Source organism: Hymenobacter properus (genome assembly GCF_015694735.1).
GTDB lineage: Bacteria > Bacteroidota > Bacteroidia > Cytophagales > Hymenobacteraceae > Hymenobacter > Hymenobacter properus.
Map to the genome: position 1 here is coordinate 22660 of NZ_JADQDP010000004.1, position 21511 is coordinate 44170.

19 protein-coding genes are annotated in these 21511 nt (G+C 59.3%); 10 read left to right on the plus strand and 9 right to left on the minus strand.

Annotated elements, in window-relative coordinates:
- Positions 1 to 27 precede the first annotated feature (27 nt).
- The 6 genes from I2I01_RS16630 to I2I01_RS16655 all read right to left on the minus strand — a co-directional run bounded on the left by I2I01_RS16630 (position 28) and on the right by I2I01_RS16655 (position 5879).
- Entirely contained in the window at positions 28 to 966 is a 939-nt protein-coding gene (locus I2I01_RS16630; protein WP_230679178.1) for an aromatic alcohol reductase, read from the minus strand.
- 75 nt (positions 967 to 1041) lie between these two features.
- A complete protein-coding gene (locus tag I2I01_RS16635; RefSeq protein WP_196287638.1) occupies positions 1042 to 1968 on the minus strand; it encodes an alpha/beta fold hydrolase in 927 nt (308 codons plus the stop codon).
- Between the two features lie 44 nt (positions 1969 to 2012).
- On the minus strand, positions 2013 to 2606 hold the full coding sequence (locus tag I2I01_RS16640) for a TetR/AcrR family transcriptional regulator (RefSeq protein WP_196287639.1): 594 nt from the start codon (positions 2604 to 2606) through the stop codon (positions 2013 to 2015).
- 116 nt (positions 2607 to 2722) lie between these two features.
- The gene (locus I2I01_RS16645) at positions 2723 to 3439 is read right to left on the minus strand and encodes a PD-(D/E)XK nuclease-like domain-containing protein (protein WP_196287640.1); all 717 of its coding nucleotides are present in this window, start codon (positions 3437 to 3439) and stop codon (positions 2723 to 2725) included.
- 105 nt (positions 3440 to 3544) lie between these two features.
- Positions 3545 to 4888: a DUF4270 family protein gene (locus I2I01_RS16650; RefSeq protein ID WP_196287641.1), complete on the minus strand. Its 1344-nt coding sequence runs from the start codon at positions 4886 to 4888 to the stop codon at positions 3545 to 3547.
- Positions 4878 to 5879 (minus strand): Kelch repeat-containing protein, encoded by a 1002-nt coding sequence (locus I2I01_RS16655; protein ID WP_196287642.1) that lies wholly within the window; start codon positions 5877 to 5879, stop codon positions 4878 to 4880. Before I2I01_RS16655 ends, I2I01_RS16650 begins: the two co-directional genes overlap by 11 nt.
- 227 nt (positions 5880 to 6106) lie before the next feature.
- On the opposite strand from I2I01_RS16655, the gene I2I01_RS16660 reads away from it, so the two are divergent.
- Positions 6107 to 6523 (plus strand): EamA family transporter, encoded by a 417-nt coding sequence (locus tag I2I01_RS16660; protein ID WP_196287643.1) that lies wholly within the window; start codon positions 6107 to 6109, stop codon positions 6521 to 6523.
- A 361-nt stretch (positions 6524 to 6884) separates the two neighbouring features.
- Positions 6885 to 8075 (plus strand): T9SS type A sorting domain-containing protein, encoded by a 1191-nt coding sequence (locus I2I01_RS16665; protein ID WP_196287644.1) that lies wholly within the window; start codon positions 6885 to 6887, stop codon positions 8073 to 8075.
- A 104-nt stretch (positions 8076 to 8179) separates the two neighbouring features.
- Here I2I01_RS16665 and argH read toward each other — a convergent pair whose 3' ends face one another.
- The 3 genes from argH to argB form a co-directional block, all read right to left on the minus strand.
- On the minus strand, positions 8180 to 9481 hold the full coding sequence (argH, locus tag I2I01_RS16670) for an argininosuccinate lyase (protein WP_196287645.1): 1302 nt from the start codon (positions 9479 to 9481) through the stop codon (positions 8180 to 8182).
- 69 nt (positions 9482 to 9550) lie between these two features.
- Positions 9551 to 10618 (minus strand): M20 family metallo-hydrolase, encoded by a 1068-nt coding sequence (locus tag I2I01_RS16675; protein WP_196287646.1) that lies wholly within the window; start codon positions 10616 to 10618, stop codon positions 9551 to 9553.
- Positions 10606 to 11388: an acetylglutamate kinase gene (argB, locus tag I2I01_RS16680; RefSeq protein WP_196287647.1), complete on the minus strand. Its 783-nt coding sequence runs from the start codon at positions 11386 to 11388 to the stop codon at positions 10606 to 10608. The genes I2I01_RS16675 and argB overlap by 13 nt, the downstream gene beginning before the upstream one ends.
- A gap of 423 nt (positions 11389 to 11811) precedes the next feature.
- Here argB and I2I01_RS16685 point away from each other — a divergent pair, with 423 nt between their 5' ends.
- From I2I01_RS16685 to I2I01_RS16720, 8 genes are all read left to right on the plus strand, one after another.
- A complete protein-coding gene (locus tag I2I01_RS16685) occupies positions 11812 to 12444 on the plus strand; it encodes a GNAT family N-acetyltransferase (protein WP_196287648.1) in 633 nt (210 codons plus the stop codon).
- A gap of 2 nt (positions 12445 to 12446) precedes the next feature.
- Positions 12447 to 13637 (plus strand): argininosuccinate synthase, encoded by a 1191-nt coding sequence (gene argG / locus I2I01_RS16690; RefSeq protein WP_196287649.1) that lies wholly within the window; start codon positions 12447 to 12449, stop codon positions 13635 to 13637.
- Positions 13627 to 14607 carry an N-acetyl-gamma-glutamyl-phosphate reductase gene (argC, locus tag I2I01_RS16695; protein WP_196287650.1) on the plus strand — a complete coding sequence of 327 codons (981 nt, stop codon included), beginning with the start codon at positions 13627 to 13629 and terminating at the stop codon, positions 14605 to 14607. Before argG ends, argC begins: the two co-directional genes overlap by 11 nt.
- Positions 14607 to 15770 carry an aspartate aminotransferase family protein gene (locus I2I01_RS16700; protein ID WP_196287651.1) on the plus strand — a complete coding sequence of 388 codons (1164 nt, stop codon included), beginning with the start codon at positions 14607 to 14609 and terminating at the stop codon, positions 15768 to 15770. Before argC ends, I2I01_RS16700 begins: the two co-directional genes overlap by 1 nt.
- Positions 15771 to 15833: 63 nt before the next feature.
- Positions 15834 to 16127 (plus strand): hypothetical protein, encoded by a 294-nt coding sequence (locus I2I01_RS16705; RefSeq protein ID WP_196287652.1) that lies wholly within the window; start codon positions 15834 to 15836, stop codon positions 16125 to 16127.
- 41 nt (positions 16128 to 16168) lie between these two features.
- The gene (gene carA / locus I2I01_RS16710) at positions 16169 to 17257 is read left to right on the plus strand and encodes a glutamine-hydrolyzing carbamoyl-phosphate synthase small subunit (protein WP_196287653.1); all 1089 of its coding nucleotides are present in this window, start codon (positions 16169 to 16171) and stop codon (positions 17255 to 17257) included.
- 142 nt (positions 17258 to 17399) lie between these two features.
- Positions 17400 to 20633 (plus strand): carbamoyl-phosphate synthase (glutamine-hydrolyzing) large subunit, encoded by a 3234-nt coding sequence (gene carB / locus I2I01_RS16715; protein WP_196287654.1) that lies wholly within the window; start codon positions 17400 to 17402, stop codon positions 20631 to 20633.
- A gap of 74 nt (positions 20634 to 20707) precedes the next feature.
- The gene (locus I2I01_RS16720; RefSeq protein ID WP_196287655.1) at positions 20708 to 21484 is read left to right on the plus strand and encodes a hypothetical protein; all 777 of its coding nucleotides are present in this window, start codon (positions 20708 to 20710) and stop codon (positions 21482 to 21484) included.
- Positions 21485 to 21511 lie beyond the last annotated feature (27 nt).

Consider the following 21511-nt stretch of genomic DNA (forward strand, 5'->3'; position numbering starts at 1 on the left):
AAGATGCTACGCTCTGCATGACGGCCTTTACTTCTCCTCTCGCGGACGCGTGGCCAGGACTTCCTGCACCGAAGTCCACCGGATTTCGGGGTAGCGGGCGTTGTCGAGCGGGCTCAGCTTGGACTGGCCGGTAAACATGTCGTGCAAGTACTGCATGCCCTGCCAGGGCGGAAACACGTCATCACTTTTGGGCATCATAGCCTTGGTGAGCTTGCTGAGGGCACCCAGCACGCCCACGCTGCCGGCCCATAGCAGGCGGAACGGCTGGCCCGTGGCGGCGCTGGCGGCCCGTTGCACGTCGCGAATGGTGGCCACTTCGCCAGCTACCCGCAGGTAGCGCGGCGTGTGCGGGTCGAGGGCGGCCGCGGCGGTAAACTCGGCGGTGTTCTCGATGGTGGTGAAGTCCAGCGGCTGATTGGCATCGCCCCAGTACACCACGCGTTTCAGGCCAAAAAGCACCACCGGAGCCTGCCCGGTTAGCAAATCGGTGAACATACCGTTGAGGACAGACGTGGCGGCAATGGGCGCCTGGTCGAGCCTTTGGTTGAACTCGCGGCGCAGGTCGAGGTTGCGGTTGCCGCCGGCGGGCAGCTTGGTGTAGTCGATGCAGTAGTCCGACGGAATAAAACGCGGCACCCCAGCCGCCACCGCCGCATCGAGCAGCCGCTTCTGGGCGTCCACAATCACCTCACGCAGGCCCGACAGTGCCGAAACTACGCAGTCGGCGCCGGCACAAGCCTGCGTCAGAGCCGTTACGCTGTTAAAATCAATTTCCACCACCGTGGCGCCCAACTCGCGCAGGACAGCCATGGCCGGACCGGTGTTGCCGCCGCGCACCAGCGCCCGCACCGCGGCCCCACGTTGCACCAAGTGCCGGGCGATACGCAGACCCAAATCGCCGGTGGCGCCGGCCAATACAATAGTAGGATGTTGAGCGGGCGGAATGGGAGCTTGCGATGGAGCCAAAACAAAGTGGTTTTAGGGTGCGTGAACGGTGCTGCTTACGCGCCCGCACGCACTGAAGATGCCCGCCGTCGCCTTTTACCCAATAAAGGCCACGCCCGCCTGCACCACAGCGGCATCGCGCAAAATGCGGTTGTGCCCCAGCCCTTTGGTAGCCTGCAGCGTTGCGCCCGGCCAGGCAGCAGCTATTTGACGGCCTTCGGCAAAAGGAATGATTTCGTCGTCCTCGTCGTGCAGCACCAGCACCCGCTCGGTGCCAGCCGTGGGACCCGCCACGGCCGCCCCAAACGACTCGGCCGTGCGGCCCGTGGCCTGCTGCACGTAGCGGGCAAACTGCTCCACGAACGTGCGAGGCAAGTGCAGAAAATCCGCAAACCGCCCAGCCACGGCCCGCGGGCCGATGGGCGTACTCAGCAGCACCAGACGTGGCAGCGGCTGCCCGCCCGGCAGGCGCACCGGCAAGCCCGCCACCGCCGCCCCGCCAAACGAATGCGCCACAATGGCGCGCACCTCCCCCACCGCATCAACGACGGCCTGCACCGCCCCGCCAAAGTCCGTGAGCGTAGTCATCTTGCCGCTGGAAGCGCCATGGGCCGGCCCGTCGAGGGCCACCACGCGGTAGCCCGCCGCCAGCAGCGGCTGCACCCAGGCCCGCCAGAAGCTGGCCCGGTGCTCCCAACCGTGCACCAGCACCACGGCCGGCGCTGCGCCTGGGCCCCATTCATACACCGCCACAGAGCCGGCGCCGGAAGCAACGGTGCGGCGCCGGGCATCGGCCAGTGCAGGCACCTCCCAATCTTTTTGCGGCAGCCGACGCGGCGTGCAAAACACCTGCCAGGCTCGCCGGAACGCCAGGCCGGGCGCCATGACCGAGAGTACCTTCAGCTGCCCGCGCAACAGCCGCAAGCCCGCCGGCGGCGAGGGGTAGCGCACCCGTGGGGCGGCAGGGCGCGCCGGAGCTTCGAGCGGAAAATAGTCGTGGGCGGGCGAGAAGGTGTTGGTCATAGCGCAGGTGAAAAAGAATGTAAAACCGGCATGTTGCCGCTATATCAGGCCAGCAGCTCCAGCCGCAGCTGACCCACAATGACCTGAAACGGGGTTTCGTCGTGCACGCGGGCGGCCTGTAGCGCCCCGGCCAGCGTGATGAGCACCTGCGCCGCCTTAGCCGCCGGGCTGCCCACAAAACGCAGGCCGCCCGTGGCGCGGCCCACGGCCAGCACTTGGGCCAGCCACTCGGTCAGTTCCCGGTTGAAGGTGCGCAGTTCGGCCTGCATGGCGGGCGGCAGGGTGCGGAAGTCGGCCGCTAGTGCGCCGAACAGGCACACCCGGCGGTCGTGGCCCAGGTGGTTGTCATACACGGCCAGCAGGGCTTCGAATTGGGCGGCCGGTGGCAAGTCGGCCACACGGGGCAGGTCGCGCCACTTGCGCAGGCGCCGCAGCTGGCGGGTCACCAGGGCCGTGCCTAGGTCGTCCTTGCTGGGGTAATGATAGTGAATGGCCGCTGGTTTCACGCCCAATTCCTTAGCCAGGTGCTGGTAACTGAAGGCATTGAAGCCCCGCTCCAGCAGCAGCGTTTCGGCCAGGTCGAGAATGCGAGTGCGGGTGTCCGGTGCGAGGGCGGCTTGATGTGCTGGATTTGACATTACGGAACAAAGATAATACTTACTTACTAATTAGTAAGTTTCTTTATAAAAATAAAAAAAGCCCCTTATCTGCATGGAGAAGGGGCTTTTCTATAAACCGATGGGTATTAGATTCTCTATTCTTCCGGCCCCAGGCCCAGGGCATCAACCGCGGCCTGCACGGCGTCGGCACGGTAGGCGGGGGCGGTGGCGGGCGCCTTCAGCAGGCGCAGCAGGCGCTGGTACTTCTGGCGGCCTTCGGCCAGCATCTGCGGGCTCACCTCAATGGTGAACACGCCGAAGGGCTCAACTTTCTGCACGCCCACCAGCAGAAACCGTTCGGCCTGCAGGGCATCGGTGTAGAAAGCGGCCTGGCGGTCGTAATCATAAGCCGAGCATTGCCAGAGGAAGTGGTCGGCATCGCGCGCCATGGTGGTTTTGAAGTCGATGATGGTAAAAGGGTGCTCCGGGTTGTCCACGATGAGGTCGGCGCGCAGCTTGCAGAGCGTATCGGTCTCTGGCTCTGTGAACAGGGCGCTCATTTCGGGACGGCCCACGGCCAGCAGCTCGTTCAACCGAGTATCCATCTTCACGCCATCCACCAGCCACCACACCAGCGTGTCGTTGAGGCCCGGCTGGCCGGCCACATAGTCGTCGGGTTCCAGCAGGGCCGTATGGAAGGCGGTGCCGAAGCTCAGGGCACCGTCGTTGGCACTGCTTTGGGCGCGCGCGGGGCGGCCGTCGAGGGCATCGCGCAGGCGTGAGAGGTCCGAGTTGGCCACGGCGGGCAGGGCGCGGTAGGTATCGTAGTCGAGACGCAGCAGGTCGGGGCGCGGAGCAGAAGGAGTGGGCATAGGCCTTAAACAGCAAAACGCCCCAATTGGTGGCGCCGCTGCCACAAGAAAAGGGCTGGTTGCCGCCGAACAGCAACCAGCCCCGCTATTTAGTTGGCCCTTCCTTTAATGCGTGAGAAAATACAGCCCCAGCTTCAGGCGGTTTTCGCTGCGCTTGGGGCCGCCCAGCACCACCCGCTCCGGGCTGGCACCGGCACCAGAGGCCAGCAGGATGCCGTTGTTGTCGAGCGTGTGGTCGACCACGGCCTGACAATAATCGGTAGCCACGAAAGTGTAGCTGGCAGTTTCCAGTCCCGTCACGTTCGAGACCCCACTTTGGTACGGAATGGCCAGTGCCGCCGTGCTGCCGCCGATGGTGCTGCCCTGCTGGTTGCCGCGGGTGCTCAAGTAGGCCACCAGCGAGTTGGGCGGCGCCAGGTAGCGGGTAGCCGAGCCGGGCACTACCTCCAGCGTCAGGTTGGCCTGCACAATGGTGAGCCGCGAGCCAAAGCTGCGCAAGTCGTTCAGATACGGTATTTCGAGCTTGACCTGCCAGCCCAGGGCGCCGTCGATGTAGGCCTCCTGCGCCGTGCGGGCCACGTCGAGCGCCTGCAACGAAGCGCTGAGCGGAGCTAGCAAGGTGCCGGTACGGTCGGACGTGACCTGGTAGAAATGCTTGCCGCCCGAAGCCAGCGTAAACGCCTTGGTGATGACGGTACCAGGGTCAATGGGCGAGTGCGTGTAAAGATTAAGGGCGCCGCCCTCGGTGCTGAGTTGCGTGCGCAGCAGCGCGGCATCGTCGGTGGAGCCGGGCGCGAGCACTAGGCCGGCCAGGCGATTGTTCAGCTCGGCATCGGTGTTGAGGCTGCCGGCCAGGCCGGCGCTCAGCAGCTCGCGGCCCAGGGCATCGGCCAAGCGCAGGCGCAGGGTGCGCACGCTGGGGCGGGCCGCAAAAGGCCGGGTGCTGCGGCCCTGGTTGAGCGCGGCCGCATCGTAGCCCAGCTGGCTGAAGGCGTAGTAGTTTTTCGTAGGCACCAGAGCGTCGCGCAGGCGGTGCACTTCCAGGTTTTGCAGCTGGGTGGTGTCGCCGTAGCGGTAGGCGTCGGGCTTGAGCACCAGCACCAGCGAGTCGTACACCTCGTCGCTGGCCGGAATGTAGGCAGCGCCCAGGCCTACCTGGAAGTAGCTGCGCGCCGTGATGGTGCCCAGGCGCGGGGCTTGGTAGCGCCCCACCAGCAGGTTGTCGCTGGCCGAGGTCAGCACCGAGTCGTGCCACACCGTGGCCACGCGCACCGTCAGGGTATCCACGTAAAAGGCATCATTGGCCACGCCGGTGGCGGGGGCATCCACGGTGATGTTGCCCACGGGGTCGCAGGCAGCGCAGGCCCAGAGCAGTCCCAGCAGGCCCAGCAGCCAGTGCCCGGCCCGCAACCAGCGCGCGGCGCGGGTAGCCGAGGCCTTAGTCCACATCGGCATTGGAGTCGAGTATCCAAAGGTCGTCGTAGCGCGTGCTACCGCTGGCGCCCAGGGCCACGTAGCCCGCATCGCCCAACCCAAAGCCCACGCCCGATATGCGGGTAGCGCCGCTGAAATCGGTTTTCTGGTACCAGTTGTCGTCCGTCGGGCTGTAGGCCCAGCAGCTCAGTAGGGCGGTGTCTTTGTTGCCCAGGGCCACGTAGCCGTTGTTGCCGATGGTGAAGGCCACCGCGTAGGCCCGCGGCACGGCGCTGAAGTCGAAACCCGTGCCGTTGGTGTCGGTGCCTTCCAGCTTGCGGTGCTCGGTCCAGGTTTCGGTGGCGGGGTTGTAGCTCCAGTTATCGGTTTCGTACACGCCGTTGTCGAGGCCGGTGCAGATGTAGCCCTCGTTATTGGCCACGAAAGCCACCGCCCCCAGGCGCTTGTTGCCACCAAAGCTGGGTTTCTGCGTCCAGACGTTGGTCAGAGGGTCGTACTGCCAGAAGTCTTTCTTGTAGTTGCCGTCGTAGCCCGTGCCCACGTAGCCCTTGTCGTTGATGGCGAAGGCCACGGCCCCGTAGCGGGCACTGCCGGCAAAGTCGGCCTTCTGCGTCCAGGTATTGGCCGCGGGGTCGAATTCCCAGAAGTCCTTGAGGCGGTTCAGGCCGTCATAGCCGGTGCCCACGTAGCCTTTGCCGTTGGCCGCAAAGCCGATAGCGAAGTAGCGCCCCACGCCCGGGAAGGAAGCACACTGCTTCCAGGTGTTGGTGCTGGGGGTGTATTCCCAGAAATCGGTGAATTTGTCGGTGCCGTCGGTGCCGAGGCCCACGTAGGCCTTGCCATTCAGCACGAAGCTCACCGCGCCGTTGCGGGCCAGGCCTTCAAATTGGGAGCGTTTGTACCAGGCGCCTACCACGTAGTCTACATCGGCAGAATCTTTGGTGCAGCTACTCAGGGCACCGGTCAGCAATAGCAGCAGGACTGCCAGCAAGCGTGTTTTTTTCATACAAAAAGGGATGGTGAAATATGCCTAGAGGAGGCCTGCAGCACGAACTCCAGTTGCAACCCCACTTGTCCGGCCTCCTCTGTTTCGGCCCAAACCACGCTTTCATCCCCCCAAACCGGCAACTAACATCGACCAACCCACCGCATTCGTAGCCGGTTTCTGGGTCCTGTCGTACGAGCTAAATCCGGCTTTTTGCCTTTCACCCGCTCTCCCCTCCCCCATTTGCCATGTGGATTCCCTACGCGCTGCTCTCGGCCTTCTTTGCCGCCCTCACCGCCATTTTTGCCAAAGTCGGTATCAAGGGCGTCGACTCCGACCTTGCCACCGCCATTCGCACCACGGTCATTCTGCTCCTGGCCTGGGGCATTGCCCTAGCGCGTGGGGCCACTGCCGGGCTACCGACCCTCACGCAGCGCACCTGGCTGTTTCTGGTGCTGTCGGGCTTGGCCACGGGAGCGTCGTGGCTGTGCTACTTCCGGGCCCTGCAGCTAGGCCCCGTGACCCGGGTGGCCCCAGTCGATAAACTAAGTGTGGCGCTGTCACTGCTTTTGGCAGTAGTGTTTTTAGGAGAATCGATTTCAATGCGCGGTGCCGTGGGCGCAGGTCTTATCCTGGCCGGTGCCGTGGTACTGGTATGGGCCTAGCCCATTTCCAGTTCCCAACAAACCACCCCTGGTAACTGCCTGACGACCATCTGCGGGTCAGCCGGGCGCCGGTACGTCACGTCTAGTGACCAAATCGATTTTAACCGAGGCCCCCCTTGCCAAAGCCAGCAAGCCCGATAGACCAGTTCATGAAATTGGACTTTACTGGCTTATTATATAATTCACGAATCTTTAATTCGATTTCGTTGTAAAAGGAGGGTTGCATTACTATCGCAATAATCCAGTTTTTACTATGAAAAAGATTTTTTCACTCCTCCTATTAGCTATAGCAATAAATAGTATTATTACTATTAATGCTTTTGCTCAGCGCCAATGCACTTACCGGGCCGTTAGCAGTGGTTTGTTCTCCAGCCCCAGCACTTGGAATTCTAACTGCGGCGGCGCGCCTACTTCTGACAGCGATGCTATTATCATCATCGACGGCTTCGACGTATCGCTCGACACCAATTACAAAGTGGCCAAAAACGGTTCCATCAGCGTGCTGAACGCCGGGTCGCTGGTGGGCGGCGCCGACTTGATAGTGGGCGATGGCACCGGCGCGCAGGTGAATACCTGGCTCACGGTTTCGCCCGGCAGCACCGTGCGGGTGGCGCAGCTCACCGTCAACAAAGCCACGGTCAATGTCGACGCCCCCCTCAACGCCGCCGCCCCCACCACCCTGGCCACCGACTGCAACTTGGTGCTAATGAACTCCAACATCACCGACGACAGCCGCGTGATGATTAACGGCAACGTGGACGTAACCGGCGGCGGGGCCAACAACACCCTTTGCGGCACCGGCAGCGTGCGCATCACGGGCTGCGTGTACGGCGGCAACGGCGCGGTAAATAAGCTGGCCAACAACTGCGCGGCCTCACTCGTGACTACCGTGTGCGCCCAGCAGGCCACCACCGGCTGCCCCGGCCCCGTGGCCGGCGCCAACGCCAACGAGCGGGCCTGCGACGCCTTGGTCACGGCTTGCCCCAAGCCACTTCCCGTCGAGCTGGTCATCTTCTCGGCTACGGCCACCGATAAAAAGCAAGTAGCCCTGCACTGGGTGACGGCTTCGGAAAAGAACAGCCGCAACTTCGCGGTCGAACGCTCGATGGATGGCAAGACATTCAGCAGCTTTGCCACGGTAGAAGCAGCCGGCGTTTCCCAAACCCAAAAAGCCTACAACTTCATTGACGAGCAGCCCCTGCCCGGCGTCAGCTACTACCGCCTGCGCCAAGTTGATTTGGACGGCACCACCACCTACTCAGGCGTGCGCACCGTGAAGCTGGGCAGCGCCAGCAGCGAAACCCTGGCCGTGTACCCCGGTAGCACGCCCCGCCAGTGGGTGGTGCTCAGCACCCTGCCCGCCGAGGCGCTGGTTGCGCCTGCCACAGTGCAAGTATTCGACGCCGTGGGCCGCCTCCAAAAGGCCACGCCCGTAGCCGACGCTTCCCAAACCGGCCGCTGGGCCCTCGACCTGGGCCCGCTGCCCACAGGCGTTTACATCGTGCGCCTCGTGACGGTAGCCGGCACCTTCAGCCAGCGCATCGCGCAGTAATGCTTTGAGTAGCCAGGCAATAAAAAAAGCCGTTCCTGCCAGTCAGGAACGGCTTTTTTATTGCCTGGCTACTCGGCGTGGCACTAATTGCCAGAAGCAAGCAATTAGCGCAGCAGCGCGCTTCTGTTCTTCAAGGCTTGCACTTTCTCCGCAATTTTCGCCAGCCCCAGGTTGTGAATGCTGCCCAGGTGCGTGGTTTGAAACGCCCGGTGCGGCACGTAGCTACCATCTTCCACGGCCCGGCCCACCTGCTGGTAAGCATCGCGAAACGGCACCCCAGCAATAATTAGTTGGTTAATATTTTCAACCGAAAAAATCGGGTCGTATTTCTCCTGTTCAATCACGCCGGGTTTAATCTTGATTTCGGGCAGCGCAAACAGCAGCATGTCCAGCAAATCGGAGAACTGCATCATGGGCCCAAACAGCAGCTCCTTTAGCAGCTGGAAGTCGCGGTGGTAGCCGCTGGGCAGGTTGCTGGTAGCCAGAATAATGTCGTTGGGCAACGCCTGCAGGCGGTTGGTATGGCCGCGCACCAGTTCAAACACATCGGGGTTTTTCTTGTGTGGCATGATGCTGGAGCCCGTCGTGAACTCCTTGGGCAAGGTCACGAAGCCCAAATCCTGGCTGTTGTACATCACCAGGTCATACGCAAGTTTGCCCAGCGTACCGGCCGCGCCGGCAATGGCGAAGGCCAGCGTTTTCTCGGTTTTGCCGCGCAGCATTTGGGCCCCCACGCTGCTCACCGCCACGCTGCCAAAACCCATCTCGCGAGTTGTCATTTCGCGGTCTATCGGGAAGCTGCTGCCAAAGCCCGCGCCCGAGCCCAACGGGTTCTGGTCGGCCACCGTGTGGGCCGCTTCAAACAAGGCCAAATCCAGCAGCAAATGTTCGGCGTAAGCCGAAAACCACAGCCCAAAACTGCTCGGCATGGCCGCCTGAAAGTGCGTGTAGCCCGGCAGCAAGTCGTTTTGGTGCGCCTCCGCTTTTTGTAGCAGCACCTCAGTCAGCGCCACCATCCGGGCAGCCGTGCGCTCGGTGTAGTCTTTGATGAACAGCTGAATGGCGGTCAAAACCTGGTCGTTGCGCGAGCGGGCGGTGTGAATTTTCTTGCCCGCGTCGCCAAACTTTTCGGTTAGGTAATACTCAATCTTGGAATGCACATCCTCAAATTCTTCACCGATGGTGAAGGTGCCCGCTTCAATTTCAGCAGCCAATTCACTCAGCCCCTGTTGCAGCTGCTGGTTCTCAGCCTCGTTTAGCAACCCCACTTTGGCCAGCATGTTGGCTTGGGCCTTGGAAGCCTGCACGTCAAACTTGGCCAGATAAAGGTCCAGTTCCCGGTCGTGTCCCACGGTGAACTGCTCTATTTTTTTATCAACGGCAATGCCTTTCTCCCAGATTTTCATAGCGCGAGGTTTCGCAGAGTTAAAATACGTTTCGCAAAGTGCAGTCGTCGTTTGCGCCGCAGCGTTGCATTAAAGTTGCAAATCTGTCAGCAGCTTAATATAATCCCGAATACCCGCCCGTATTTCGCTTACCAGAATAAATTCATCTGGCGTGTGCGAGCGGGCGCTTTCTCCTGGACCCATTTTCAGCGTTTCAAACGGCATCATCGATTGGTCCGACAGCGTGGGCGAGCCATAAGTTGTCTTCCCCATTGCAATCCCTTTACGAATAAGCGGGTGGTTTTCGCTGATGCGTGAAGAATTTAAATGCGTGGAGCGCGGCACAATTTCAGACTGCATTTTCCCGCGCAGGAAATCAACAATTCCCTGGTTCTGATACAGTTCATTCGTACGCACGTCAATCACGAATTGGCACCTATCCGGCACTACGTTGTGCTGTGTCCCGGCGCTAATCTGTGTCACCGTCGTCTTCACCGGCCCCAGCAGTGGCGACACTTCCGGAAACTGAAAGCTGCGAAGCCACTGAATATCATCCAGAGCCTTATAGAGGGCATTTTCACCTTCGTTGCGAGCGGCATGACCGGTTTTGCCGTGCGCAGTGCAGTCGAGTACAATCAGGCCTTTTTCGGCAATGGCCAGGTTCATGCCCGTGGGCTCACCCACAATGCCTAAGTCAATTTTACCAAATTCCGGCAGTACGCTGCGAATACCATTAGCGCCTGAAATTTCTTCTTCAGCGGTAATAGCACAAATTAAATTAAATGCGTTAGGCTTGTCTTGCAAATACAGAAACGTCGCCAGCAAGCTCACTGCTGAAGCGCCCGCGTCGTTGCTACCTAGCCCAATTAATTTATCACCTTCCAGCACCGCTCCAAAAGGGTCGTACACCCAGCCCGCGCCGGCCTTCACCGTGTCGTGATGGGAATTGAGCAGTATCGTAGGCTTGCTGGCATCGAAATCGTGTGAAACGGCCCATACGTTGTTCTGCTGCCGCTTCGGCCTCACGCCATGTGCCGTCAGAAACTCCTCAATCAGCGTGGCCGTGCCGGCTTCTTCGCGGGAGAAAGAAGGAGTTTTAATTAGCCGGATTAATAGCTCAACGGCTTCGTCGCTTAACTGAGCTATCAGGTCAGACATAACGTGGTTTTGAGTGGGTCGTTGATGTGCAGCGCGTGCTCAATAATTACTTTCTCAACGCCGAACTGCAAAGCCTCGAATGCATTCTCCAATTTGGGCAGCATTCCATCGGCAATTACCCCGCTTTCTTTTAGCTCAGCATAATTTGCCAGATTAATTGTAGAGATTACCGAATTTTCATCATTAATATCCGTTAATACTCCACGCTTTTCGAAGCAGAAATGCAGTGCTACGGCGTATTGTCTGCTCAACGCCTTCGCTACTGAGGCAGCAATGGTATCGGCGTTGGTATTTAATAACTGGCCCTGACCATCGTGGTTAATCGGGCAGAATACCGGCGTCAAGCCCAGCGTCAGAAACTGCTGAATGAGGTTTGTATTCACGCTGGCCTCGCTCAAATCGCCTACAAAACCGTAGTCTATTTCGCGCACCGGACGCTTCGTAGCTTGAATTACATTACCATCTGCACCACTGAGGCCCAGCGCGTTGACGCCGTGGCTTTGCAGCGCCACCACAATTTGCTTATTGGTTTTGCCGGCGTAGAACATGGTCACCAAATCCAGCGTGGCCGCGTCGGTAATGCGGCGGCCGTTGACCATCCGGGGCGCAATGCCCAGGCTTTTCATCATCTCGCTGGCGCCTTTGCCACCGCCGTGCACGAGAATTTTCGGGCCATTTATTTTGGCAAATAGCCGCACGAATTCCATTAAATCGGATTCGTTGTCAATTATGCCACCGCCAATTTTAAATACGTGTAATTCGGGCTTCATCACGGCTTCACCTGCTGGCGCCTACCCGGGAGCCGGCGGCGCTTCATTCAAAAATAATGCGGGAACTGTTGTGGGCAAAAGTAGCGACTTCTACCTTTGCGGCAGAATTGAACCTCTTGGTTCGCGGCTTCGTTAGAGCGCCGAATCGACTTTGATTTTCACCATGCCCCTCCTCGTTTCCACGTCTTTAATGCCTGCTCCGGCCTTCGAACCGGTGGTGGCTGACGTGCGCGAAATGACGTGCGCCCTGGTGCGACGACCCTAGCGGCTTCAGCAGCCGCATGTTGGCCCCTTGGCCAGCCCTTTGAGCCGGGCCAGTATCCGCTCAACTTACAGACAGGTTTGGGCTTTTTCCCCCAACATCCGTACACAGCGGATGGGCAGAAGCCGCGTATCTATCCCTAAGTTCTTTCTAACTCAACAATGACAATTCGGGTTGCAACGGAGGCGGACGCACAGTACGCTGAACAATTATGCCAATGGTACATCGAGTCGGCCAAAACGCGTGGCACCGGCATCGCCAAGCGCGAGCCCGACTACGTGGCTAAAAAGATGGCCAGCGGCGACGCCATCATCGCCTTCGTAGACGATGAACTGGCCGGCTTTTGCTACATCGAAACCTTTGACGACAAGACTTTTGTGGTCAACTCAGGCCTGATTGTAAACGCCGAAATCCGCAAGGGCGGCGTGGGCCGGGCCATCAAGCAAGCGGTGTTTGAACTTTCGCGCACCAAGTACCCGCAGGCCAAGATTTTCGGCATCACGACCAGCTTGGCCGTGATGAAAATCAACACCGACCTCGGCTACGAGCCCGTCACTTTCTCGGAGCTCACCACCAGCGAGGACTTCTGGAAAGGCTGTAAAAGCTGCAAAAACTACGGCATCCTGATGGAGAACGAGCGCAAGATGTGCCTCTGCACCGGCATGCTCTATGATACGCCCGAGAAGCAGCTCGTGCAGGTGCAAGTGCCCGACTTTGCCAGCCACATCACACCCCCGCTGCCCATCGGCACCGACCCCGCCCCTACTCCTTCTGAAACCGATTCTGCACAGTAATAATGAAGAAAAAAGCCATTCTCGCCTATAGCGGCGGCCTCGACACCTCGTTCTGCGCCGTGTACTTGTCGCGCGAGCTTGATTTAGAAGTTCACACCGTCATTGTCAACTCGGGCGGGTTCACGGCCGAGGAGCTGGCCGCCATCGAGAAGCGCGCCTACGAGCTGGGCTCGGTGAAGCATGAGGTGATTGACGTGACCACCCGCTTCTATCAGGATTGCCTGCGCTACCTGCTGTTTGGCAATGTATTGAAAAACGACACCTACCCGCTGAGCGTGAGCGCCGAGCGCATGTTTCAGTCGCTTGCCATTGCCGAATATGCCCGCGCCAACGAGGCCGACTACATTGTGCACGGCAGCACCGGCGCCGGCAACGACCAGGTGCGCTTCGACGTGGCTTTTGCGGTGATTGCACCGAAAACGGAAATCCTCACTCCCATCCGCGACCTGAAACTGTCGCGCCAGGCCGAGATTGAATACCTGCAGAAACAGGGCTTCGAAATGAGCTGGGAAAAGGCGAAATACTCCATTAATAAAGGCATCTGGGGCACCAGCGTGGGCGGCGTCGAAACGCTGACTTCGCACGAGGCCCTACCCGAAAGCGCTTATCCCTCGCAATTGCAGCGGCAGGATTCGGAGCGTGTGGAAATCACCTTTGAAAAAGGCGAGCCCGTGGCGCTGAACGGCGAGACGCTGGAGCCCGTCGCCCTGATTCAGAAGCTGAACGAGCTGGGCGCGGCCTTTGCCGTAGGCCGCGACATTCACGTGGGCGATACCATTTTAGGCATCAAGGGCCGGGTGGGTTTTGAGGCGCCCGCGCCGCTCATCCTCATCAAGGCGCACCACCTGCTGGAGAAGCACACCAGCACCCGCTGGCAGCTGCTACACAAAGACTACATCGCCAACTGGTACGGCACGCTGCTGCACGAGGCGCAGTACCTCGACCCGGTGATGCGCGACATGGAAGCCTTCCTCACGTCGTCGCAAAACCACGTGTCGGGCAAGGTGTTCGTGCAGCTCAAGCCTTACCAGTTCGACTTGCTCGGCGTAGAATCGAAGTACGACATGATGCAATCGAAAGTGGCTACCTACGGCGAGGAAAACAACGCCTGGGACTCGCGCGACGCGAAAGGTTTCATCAAGATTTTCGGCAACCAGCTGAAAATTAGCGCCAGCCTGCACGATGAAAATTAAGGCCGGCATCGTGGGCGGCGCCGGCTACACGGCCGGCGAGCTCATCCGCATTCTGCTGCACCACGAGTTCGTGGAGTTGGGCGGCATCGTCAGCTCCTCGAACGCGGGCAACCCCGTGTACCAGGTGCACGACGACTTGGTGGGCGAAACCGATTTGGTTTTCGCCTCCGAACTGGCCGGGGATGAGGACGTGGTGTTTCTGTGCCTGGGCCACGGCAATTCCAAGGCGTGGCTGCACAAAAACGCCCTGCCCGAAACCACGCACGTCATCGACCTGAGCAACGACTTCCGCCTGCATGCGGACGCCGAGTTTGAAGGCCGCGAGTTTGTGTACGGCCTGCCGGAGCTGAATAAATCCCTCATCCAGCAAGCCCAGAGCATTGCCAACCCAGGCTGCTTCGCCACGGCCATTCAGCTGGCGCTGCTGCCGCTGGCCCAGGCCGGCCGCCTAACCCACGACATCCACGTGTCGGCCATCACCGGCTCCACCGGCGCGGGGCAAAGCCTGTCTGAAACGGTACATTTCTCGTGGCGCACAAACAACGTGTCCATCTATAAGCCCTTCACGCACCAGCACCTCGGCGAAATCGGCGAGAGCCTGGCGCAGCTGCAGCCGCAGTCCGATGCCGAGATGCACTTCATCCCCTACCGCGGCAATTTCTCGCGAGGCATTTTCGCCAGCGTCTACACGCCGTCGGAGTTGACGCAGGACGAGGCGCGGGCGCTGTACCGGCAGTTTTACGCCGACGCGCCATTCACCACGGTTTCGGACAAGGAAATTCACCTCAAGCAGGTAGTAAATACCAACAAATGCCTGCTCCACGTGCAGAAGCAGGGCAAGCAGCTATTAATTACCTCGGCGATTGATAACCTGGTGAAAGGCGCCTCGGGCCAGGCAGTGCAGAATATGAACTTGATTTTTGGCTTGCCGGAAACGACAGGCCTTAACCTCAAATCGGTGCTTTTCTAATGGAGCTTTTCAACGTTTATCCCCTCGTCAACATCACGCCCGTGAAGGCGCTGGGCGCCAAGCTGTGGGACGATAAGGGCCAGGAATACCTGGATTTCTACGGCGGCCACGCCGTTATTTCCATCGGCCACAGCCACCCGCACTACGTGCAGCGCCTCACCGAGCAGCTGCAAAACATCGGCTTCTACTCTAACTCGGTGCAGATTCCGATTCAGGCGCAGCTGGCACACAAGTTGGGCAAGGTGTCGGGCTACGACGACTACGCGCTGTTTCTGTGCAACTCGGGCGCCGAGGCCAATGAGAACGCGCTGAAGCTGGCCTCTTTCCACACCGGCAAAACGCGGGTGGTGGCGTTCAAAGGCGCGTTTCACGGCCGCACGAGCGGCGCGGTGGCGGCTACGGACAACCCCAAAATCGTGGCGCCCTTCAACGCGAACCACGCCATCAGCTTCCTGGAATACGACCTGGCGGCGGTGGAGGCCGTGCTGCAAGGCGGCGACGTGTGCGCCGCCATCATCGAGCCCATCCAGGGCGTGGGCGGCATTATCATGCCCTCGGATGCTTTCCTGCAAGGGCTGGCGGCGCTGTGCCAGCAGTACGGCGCGCTGCTAATTGCCGACGAGGTGCAGAGCGGCTACGGCCGCAGCGGCAGGTTTTTCGCCCACCAGCACGCCGGCATCCGGCCCGATATCATTTCGGTGGCCAAGGGCATGGGCAACGGCTTCCCCATCGGCGGCATCCTGATTGCGCCCCATCTGAAGGCTTCCTACGGCCTGCTGGGCACCACCTTCGGCGGCAACCACCTGGCCTGTGCCGCTGCTTTGGCTGTGCTCGAAGTCATCGAAGACGAAAACCTGCTCACCCACGCCGCCGAAATGGGCGACTACTTGCGCCGCGAGCTACTGGCCCACGCCGGTGCCGAAGAAATTCGGGGTCGCGGCCTGATGGTGGGCATCAAGTACGATTTCCCCATCAAGGACGTGCGCGACCAGCTTTTGAGCGACTACCACATCTTCGTGGGCAACGCCTCCGACCCCACTGTGCTACGATTATTGCCACCACTGAACATCACAAAGGCCGAAGTTGACCTATTTTTGCAGGCGCTGTACGCGCTGACGGCGAAAGCGGTAGAAACCATACCGCAAGCCTCGGCGCTCGATTAAGTCATCTGCGACGGTGGCGCCTGCTTGCGGCTCCCCGTCGGATTTGATGTAAAAGCCCGCGCGATGAAAGCTTCCACCGTTGCCGTTGTTGCTTGCTGCTGCCTCTCGGTGGGTTACGGGATTTATCTAAAAAGCTACGACACCTTTTCCCGCCTCATCGAGGCTGAGAAAGGTATGTCGCGCCAGCAGGTCATCGCGGCCATGCAGCAGCCCGACTCCACTTATTGGGAAAAGTCGAAAAACGATTCGCTGCTAGTCATGATGTATGAGATAGAGAATTCCGACGGCAAGCGGCTGCTGCTCAAGCTGCGCCACGACACCGTGCGGTCTGTAAAATTTAATCGCAAACCCATATAGGCGCTCCTGCCATCATCCGTTTTTCAACCTTAAAGAAGACATTGGAAAATACGAAACCGGTAAAGCTGGTCCTCGAAGACGGCACCGAAATTCAAGGCCAATCGTTCGGCGCCTACACCTCGGTGGCGGGCGAAGTGGTGTTTAGCACGGCCATGACTGGCTACCCCGAAAACCTGACCGACCCGTCCTTCGCCGGCCAGATTCTGGTGCTCACCTACCCCATGGTGGGTAATTACGGCGTGCCCGGCGAGGAATTGTACGAGTCGATTTCCAAGATTTTCGAGTCGGACAAAATTCACATTGCCGGCCTCGTGGTCAATTACTACTCCGAGGAGCACAGCCACTGGGCCGCCGCTAAAAGCCTCGGCGACTGGCTCAAGGAGTACAACATCCCCGGCATTTTCGGCGTCGACACCCGCCTGCTCACCAAGAAGCTGCGCGAAAAGGGCGCCATGCTGGGCAAAATCGTGGCCGAGGAGGACGTGCCCCTGCACGACCCCAACCTCGACAACCTGGTGGCGCAGGTGAGCCCGGCCGGCGTGCGGCACTACGGCCACGGGCAGCACAAAATCGTGCTGGTGGACTGCGGCACCAAAACCAACATCATCCGCTGCTTCCTGGAGCGCGACGTGGAGCTGATTCGGGTGCCCTGGGATTACGATTTCACGACCCTCGACTACGACGGCCTGTTCCTGAGCAACGGCCCCGGCGACCCCAAAATGTGCGCCCCCACCATCCAGAACCTGCACAAAGCCTTGCAGCAGGACAAGCCGATTTTTGGCATCTGCCTGGGCAGCCAGCTCATGGGTCTGGCCGCGGGCGGCGACACCTTCAAGCTGAAATACGGCCACCGCAGCCACAATCAGCCCGTGAAGCTCACCGGCACCCAGCACTGCTACATCACCAGCCAAAACCACGGCTTTGCAGTAGACACCGCTACGCTTCCCGCCGAGTGGGAAATGCTCTTTGAAAATTTGAACGACGGCACCTGCGAAGGCATCAAGCACAAGACCAAGCCGTTCTTTTCCACCCAGTTTCACCCCGAAGCCGCCGGCGGACCAGAAGACACCGAATACCTATTTGATGATTTTTTGAAAGCGGTCGAAGAATACAAGACCACCGCAAACTAGACCGGAAAGCTAGTTTTCTTCCTTAAAGAGAGGCGGAAAACTAGCTTTCTAATTTAAGTCAAGCTTTAATATTAAAATTCAGTCCCTCCTCGGGTTGAGGCGCAAGGGGCAGGGGGCGCGGCCCCTGCCAGCACAATACGAAATGAACAAACCCAACAAAGTTCTCATCCTTGGTTCCGGCGCGCTGAAAATTGGCGAGGCCGGGGAGTTCGATTATTCCGGCTCGCAGGCCCTCAAAGCGCTGAAGGAGGAAGGCATCCGCACCATCCTCATCAACCCCAACATTGCCACCGTGCAAACGTCGGACAACATCGCCGACGACGTGTACTTCCTGCCCGTGACGCCCTTCTTCGTGGAGGAAGTCATCAAAAAAGAGCAGCCCGATGGCATTCTGGTGGCCTTTGGTGGCCAAACGGCGCTGAACTGCGCCGTGGCCCTGTACCGCGCTGGCGTGTTCGAGAAGTACAACGTGAAGGTGCTGGGCACGCCCGTGCAAAGCATTATCGACACCGAGGACCGGGATATTTTCAAGGAGAAACTCGACCAGATTGGCGTGCTCTCGGCCCGCAGCGTGGCCGTGACCACGATGGAAGACGCGCTGGCGGCGGCCGAGAAAATCGGCTTCCCCATTATCGTGCGGGCGGCGTTTGCGCTGGGCGGCCTGGGCAGCGGCTTCGCCAACAACATGGACGAGCTACGGGCCCTGGCCCAGAAATCCTTCACCACTTCCGACCAGATTCTGGTGGAAGAATCGCTGAAGGGCTGGAAGGAAGTGGAGTATGAAGTGGTGCGCGATGCTTATGATAACTGCATCACGGTCTGCAACATGGAGAACTTCGACCCCATCGGCATCCACACCGGCGAAAGCATTGTGGTGGCCCCGTCGCAGACCCTTAGCAACCGCGAGTACCACAAGCTGCGCAGCATCGGCATCAAGACCATTCGCCACCTGGGCATTGTGGGTGAATGCAACATTCAGTACGCGCTGGACCCGCATTCCGAGGATTACCGCGTGATTGAGGTGAACGCGCGCCTGTCGCGCTCCTCGGCGCTGGCCTCCAAGGCCACGGGTTACCCGCTGGCCTTTGTAGCCGCCAAGCTCAGCCTGGGCTACTCGCTCGCCGAGCTGAAAAACAGCGTGACGCAAACCACCTCGGCCTTCTTTGAGCCGGCCCTCGACTACGTGGTGGTGAAGCTGCCGCGCTGGGACCTGGGCAAGTTCTCGGGCGTTAACCGCCAGATTGGCAGCGCCATGAAGAGCGTGGGCGAAGTAATGGCCATAGGCAAATCCTTCGAGGAAGCCATTCAGAAAGGCCTGCGGATGCTGGACACCGGCAAGCGCGGCTTCGTGGCTAACAAGCCCGACGAGGAACTGGAAAACGTGGCCATCGACCAGCTCCTGAGCGAGCCGAACGAGGAGCGCATCTTCGCCATCAATAATGCTTTCGAGGCCGGCTACTCGGTGGCGCAGGTGCACGAGCTGACCAAGATTGACCATTGGTTTTTGCAGCGCCTCTACGGCATTTTTGAGCTGAGCAATCAGTTGGCCGCCGGCCGCAGCGCAGGCGTGGATGGACTGGAAACCAAGCTACTGCGCGAAGCCAAGAAGGCCGGTTTCTCCGACCAGCAGATTGCCGTGAAATTGCTGGGCGAGGGCGACGTGAAGGCCGACGAGCTGCGGGTGCGAGCCCGCCGCAAGGCCTTGGGCGTTGTGCCCGTTATCAAGCAGATTGATACGCTGGCGGCCGAGTTTCCGGCCAAAACCAACTACCTCTACACCACTTACCACGGCACCGAAAGCGACCTGGCGCGCGAAGCCGCGCAGTCGGTGGTGGTGCTGGGCTCGGGCGTGTACCGCATCGGCTCTTCGGTGGAGTTTGACTGGTGCGGCGTGCAAGCCGTGCAAACGGCGGCGGCCGAGGGCTACAAAACCATCATCATCAACTACAACCCCGAAACCGTGAGCACCGACTACGACGTGTCGGACCGGCTCTATTTTGAGGAGCTGAGCTTTGAGCGGGTGATGGACATCCTGGACTTTGAGCAGCCAGGCGGTGTGATTCTGAGCACCGGCGGCCAGATTCCCAACAACCTCGCCACCCGCCTCGAAGAAGCCCACGCGCCCATCCTCGGCACCTCGGCCGCCCGCATCGACGAGGCCGAGAACCGCCACAAATTCAGCAGCATCATGGACGAGCTGGGCATTGCCCAGCCGCGCTGGAAGGAGCTGACTTCGCTTGAGGCCATGCACGGCTTTGTGCAGGAAGTGGGTTTCCCGGTGCTCATCCGGCCGAGCTACGTGCTGTCGGGCGCGGCCATGAACGTGGTTTCCAACAACTTCGAGCTGGAAGAATTTCTGAAAGCGGCCAAGGAAGTGAGCGCCGAATACCCGGTGGTGGTGTCGGAGTTCATTCAGGAAGCCAAGGAAATTGAGCTGGACGCGGTGGCCGACCATGGCAACATCGTGAGCTACGCCATTTCGGAGCACGTGGAGTTTGCCGGCGTGCACTCTGGCGACGCCACCATGTACTACCCGCCCCAACGGGTGTACGTGGGCACCATCCGCAAGCTGAAAACCATTGCCGAGAAGATTGCCAAGCGTTACGAAATCAGCGGTCCGTTCAACATCCAGTTCCTGGAGAAAAACGGAGTAATCCGCGTGATTGAGTGCAACTTGCGCGCCTCGCGCAGCTACCCCTTTGTGTCGAAGATTTCGGGCAACAACCTCATCCAGAAGGCCACGCAAATCCTGCTGGGCCGCCCCGTAGCGCGCGACGAAAGCGAGCGGGTGTACGACTTGCCCTTCGTGGGCGTGAAGGCTCCGCAGTTCTCTTTCACCCGCCTGCCCGGCGCCGACCCGGTGATGCGCGTCGACATGGTGAGCACCGGCGAAGTGGGCTGCCTGGGCGATACCGCCCAGGAGGCCCTGCTGAAATCGATGCTGAGCGTGGGCTACAAAATCCCGCAGAAATCGGTGCTCATTTCCGGCGGCCCCATCAAGTCGAAACTGGCCCTGCTCTCGGCCGTGGAGTTGCTCGTGAAAAAAGGCTACCAGATTTACGCTACCCAGGGCACGCACCGCTTCTTCGCCGAAAATAACGTGCCCAGCAGCCTCCTCTTCTGGCCCGATGACCACGTGGAGCCCAACGTACTGACGTATTTGAAGGAAAAGAAAATCGACTTGGTTATCAACATTCCCAAAAACCTGTCGAAAGGCGAGTTGGACAACGACTACAAAATCCGCCGCACGGCCATCGATTTTGGGGTGCCGCTGCTGACGAATGCACGCTTGGCAAAGGCATTTATTCAGGCCTTCTGCACGCTGGAGATGAAGGACTTGAAAATTAAGAGCTGGAATGAATACAAGGCTGGTTAATTAGCTGAATAAGCGAAAAAGAACGTCGTGCTGAGCGCCGCCGAAGCATCTCTCCCGCTTCGTTGCAGTTTAGCATGACGTTCTTTTCGTTTCCGCGTAATCAGTCTTCAATGCTCAATTCAATGCGGCTTACTAATGCGTTTACAGCAGCCCTACTTGGCATTAATTTATTTTCCTGCGGTTCGGACAAGGCATCGCAGCAAGCAGTCGCCACCGTAGCAAAGCAGGCGGTTACTAAAGATTCCATAGTTGCTGCTACACCGGCTACAACACATCTGGATGCCTGTGGTGAGCGAATGAAAGAGTTTCTGCGGTGGTATCTGGACCTTATGGATTATGAGAAGCCTAGCTCTGAGTACTCAAGTGTGCGTTTCAAAATCCCTATCAGTCCGGAAACTGATTCAGCTTTAGCAGCACGCGTGGCTCCAGAGCAAAGAAGCTCAACGAAGTATTATCAAATAGATTGGCACAGCGTCGACAGCTATTTGGCAATGCTTGGTAAATCTGGCTACTTCTCAAAAAGCTATTTGCAGGAGAAGCGCGCATCACTTCTTCGCCGGGGCAAAGCGCTGGATGCCGCCAAAATGGAAGATGGCGAACCAGAAGGATTTGAGGCAGATGAAGTATTCTGGATGATGGAGCTTTACGCCCCATCGGACATTGACAGGGTACGAGTTTATCGAGTGCCGAATGCAAAAATCCGCGACGGTATTTACGAGTTGCCGGTAGAATTGCCCGGAGACGAAAAATCCAGCTTTCTGCTTTACACTAAAAAAGAGAATGGCCGGTGCGTTATTGACAGCGTAGCTCGCCTATTTAACGGAGAATATTCAAGCGTCGGAAATAAGTAGGATATTATTTTCCTTTTTTCGCAAGGC

What these genes read in the sequence shown, in the direction of transcription:
- I2I01_RS16635 (WP_196287638.1), bottom strand. Translation starts at nt 1,968, where the DNA reads ATGACCAACACCTTCTCGCCCGCCCACGACTATTTTCCGCTCGAAGCT.
- I2I01_RS16640 (WP_196287639.1), bottom strand. Translation starts at nt 2,606, where the DNA reads ATGTCAAATCCAGCACATCAAGCCGCCCTCGCACCGGACACCCGCACT.
- I2I01_RS16645 (WP_196287640.1), bottom strand. Translation starts at nt 3,439, where the DNA reads ATGCCCACTCCTTCTGCTCCGCGCCCCGACCTGCTGCGTCTCGACTAC.
- I2I01_RS16650 (WP_196287641.1), bottom strand. Translation starts at nt 4,888, where the DNA reads ATGTGGACTAAGGCCTCGGCTACCCGCGCCGCGCGCTGGTTGCGGGCC.
- I2I01_RS16655 (WP_196287642.1), bottom strand. Translation starts at nt 5,879, where the DNA reads ATGAAAAAAACACGCTTGCTGGCAGTCCTGCTGCTATTGCTGACCGGT.
- I2I01_RS16660 (WP_196287643.1), top strand. Translation starts at nt 6,107, where the DNA reads ATGTGGATTCCCTACGCGCTGCTCTCGGCCTTCTTTGCCGCCCTCACC.
- argH (WP_196287645.1), bottom strand. Translation starts at nt 9,481, where the DNA reads ATGAAAATCTGGGAGAAAGGCATTGCCGTTGATAAAAAAATAGAGCAG.
- I2I01_RS16675 (WP_196287646.1), bottom strand. Translation starts at nt 10,618, where the DNA reads ATGTCTGACCTGATAGCTCAGTTAAGCGACGAAGCCGTTGAGCTATTA.
- argB (WP_196287647.1), bottom strand. Translation starts at nt 11,388, where the DNA reads ATGAAGCCCGAATTACACGTATTTAAAATTGGCGGTGGCATAATTGAC.
- I2I01_RS16685 (WP_196287648.1), top strand. Translation starts at nt 11,812, where the DNA reads ATGACAATTCGGGTTGCAACGGAGGCGGACGCACAGTACGCTGAACAA.
- argG (WP_196287649.1), top strand. Translation starts at nt 12,447, where the DNA reads ATGAAGAAAAAAGCCATTCTCGCCTATAGCGGCGGCCTCGACACCTCG.
- argC (WP_196287650.1), top strand. Translation starts at nt 13,627, where the DNA reads ATGAAAATTAAGGCCGGCATCGTGGGCGGCGCCGGCTACACGGCCGGC.
- I2I01_RS16700 (WP_196287651.1), top strand. Translation starts at nt 14,607, where the DNA reads ATGGAGCTTTTCAACGTTTATCCCCTCGTCAACATCACGCCCGTGAAG.
- I2I01_RS16705 (WP_196287652.1), top strand. Translation starts at nt 15,834, where the DNA reads ATGAAAGCTTCCACCGTTGCCGTTGTTGCTTGCTGCTGCCTCTCGGTG.
- carB (WP_196287654.1), top strand. Translation starts at nt 17,400, where the DNA reads ATGAACAAACCCAACAAAGTTCTCATCCTTGGTTCCGGCGCGCTGAAA.
- I2I01_RS16720 (WP_196287655.1), top strand. Translation starts at nt 20,708, where the DNA reads ATGACGTTCTTTTCGTTTCCGCGTAATCAGTCTTCAATGCTCAATTCA.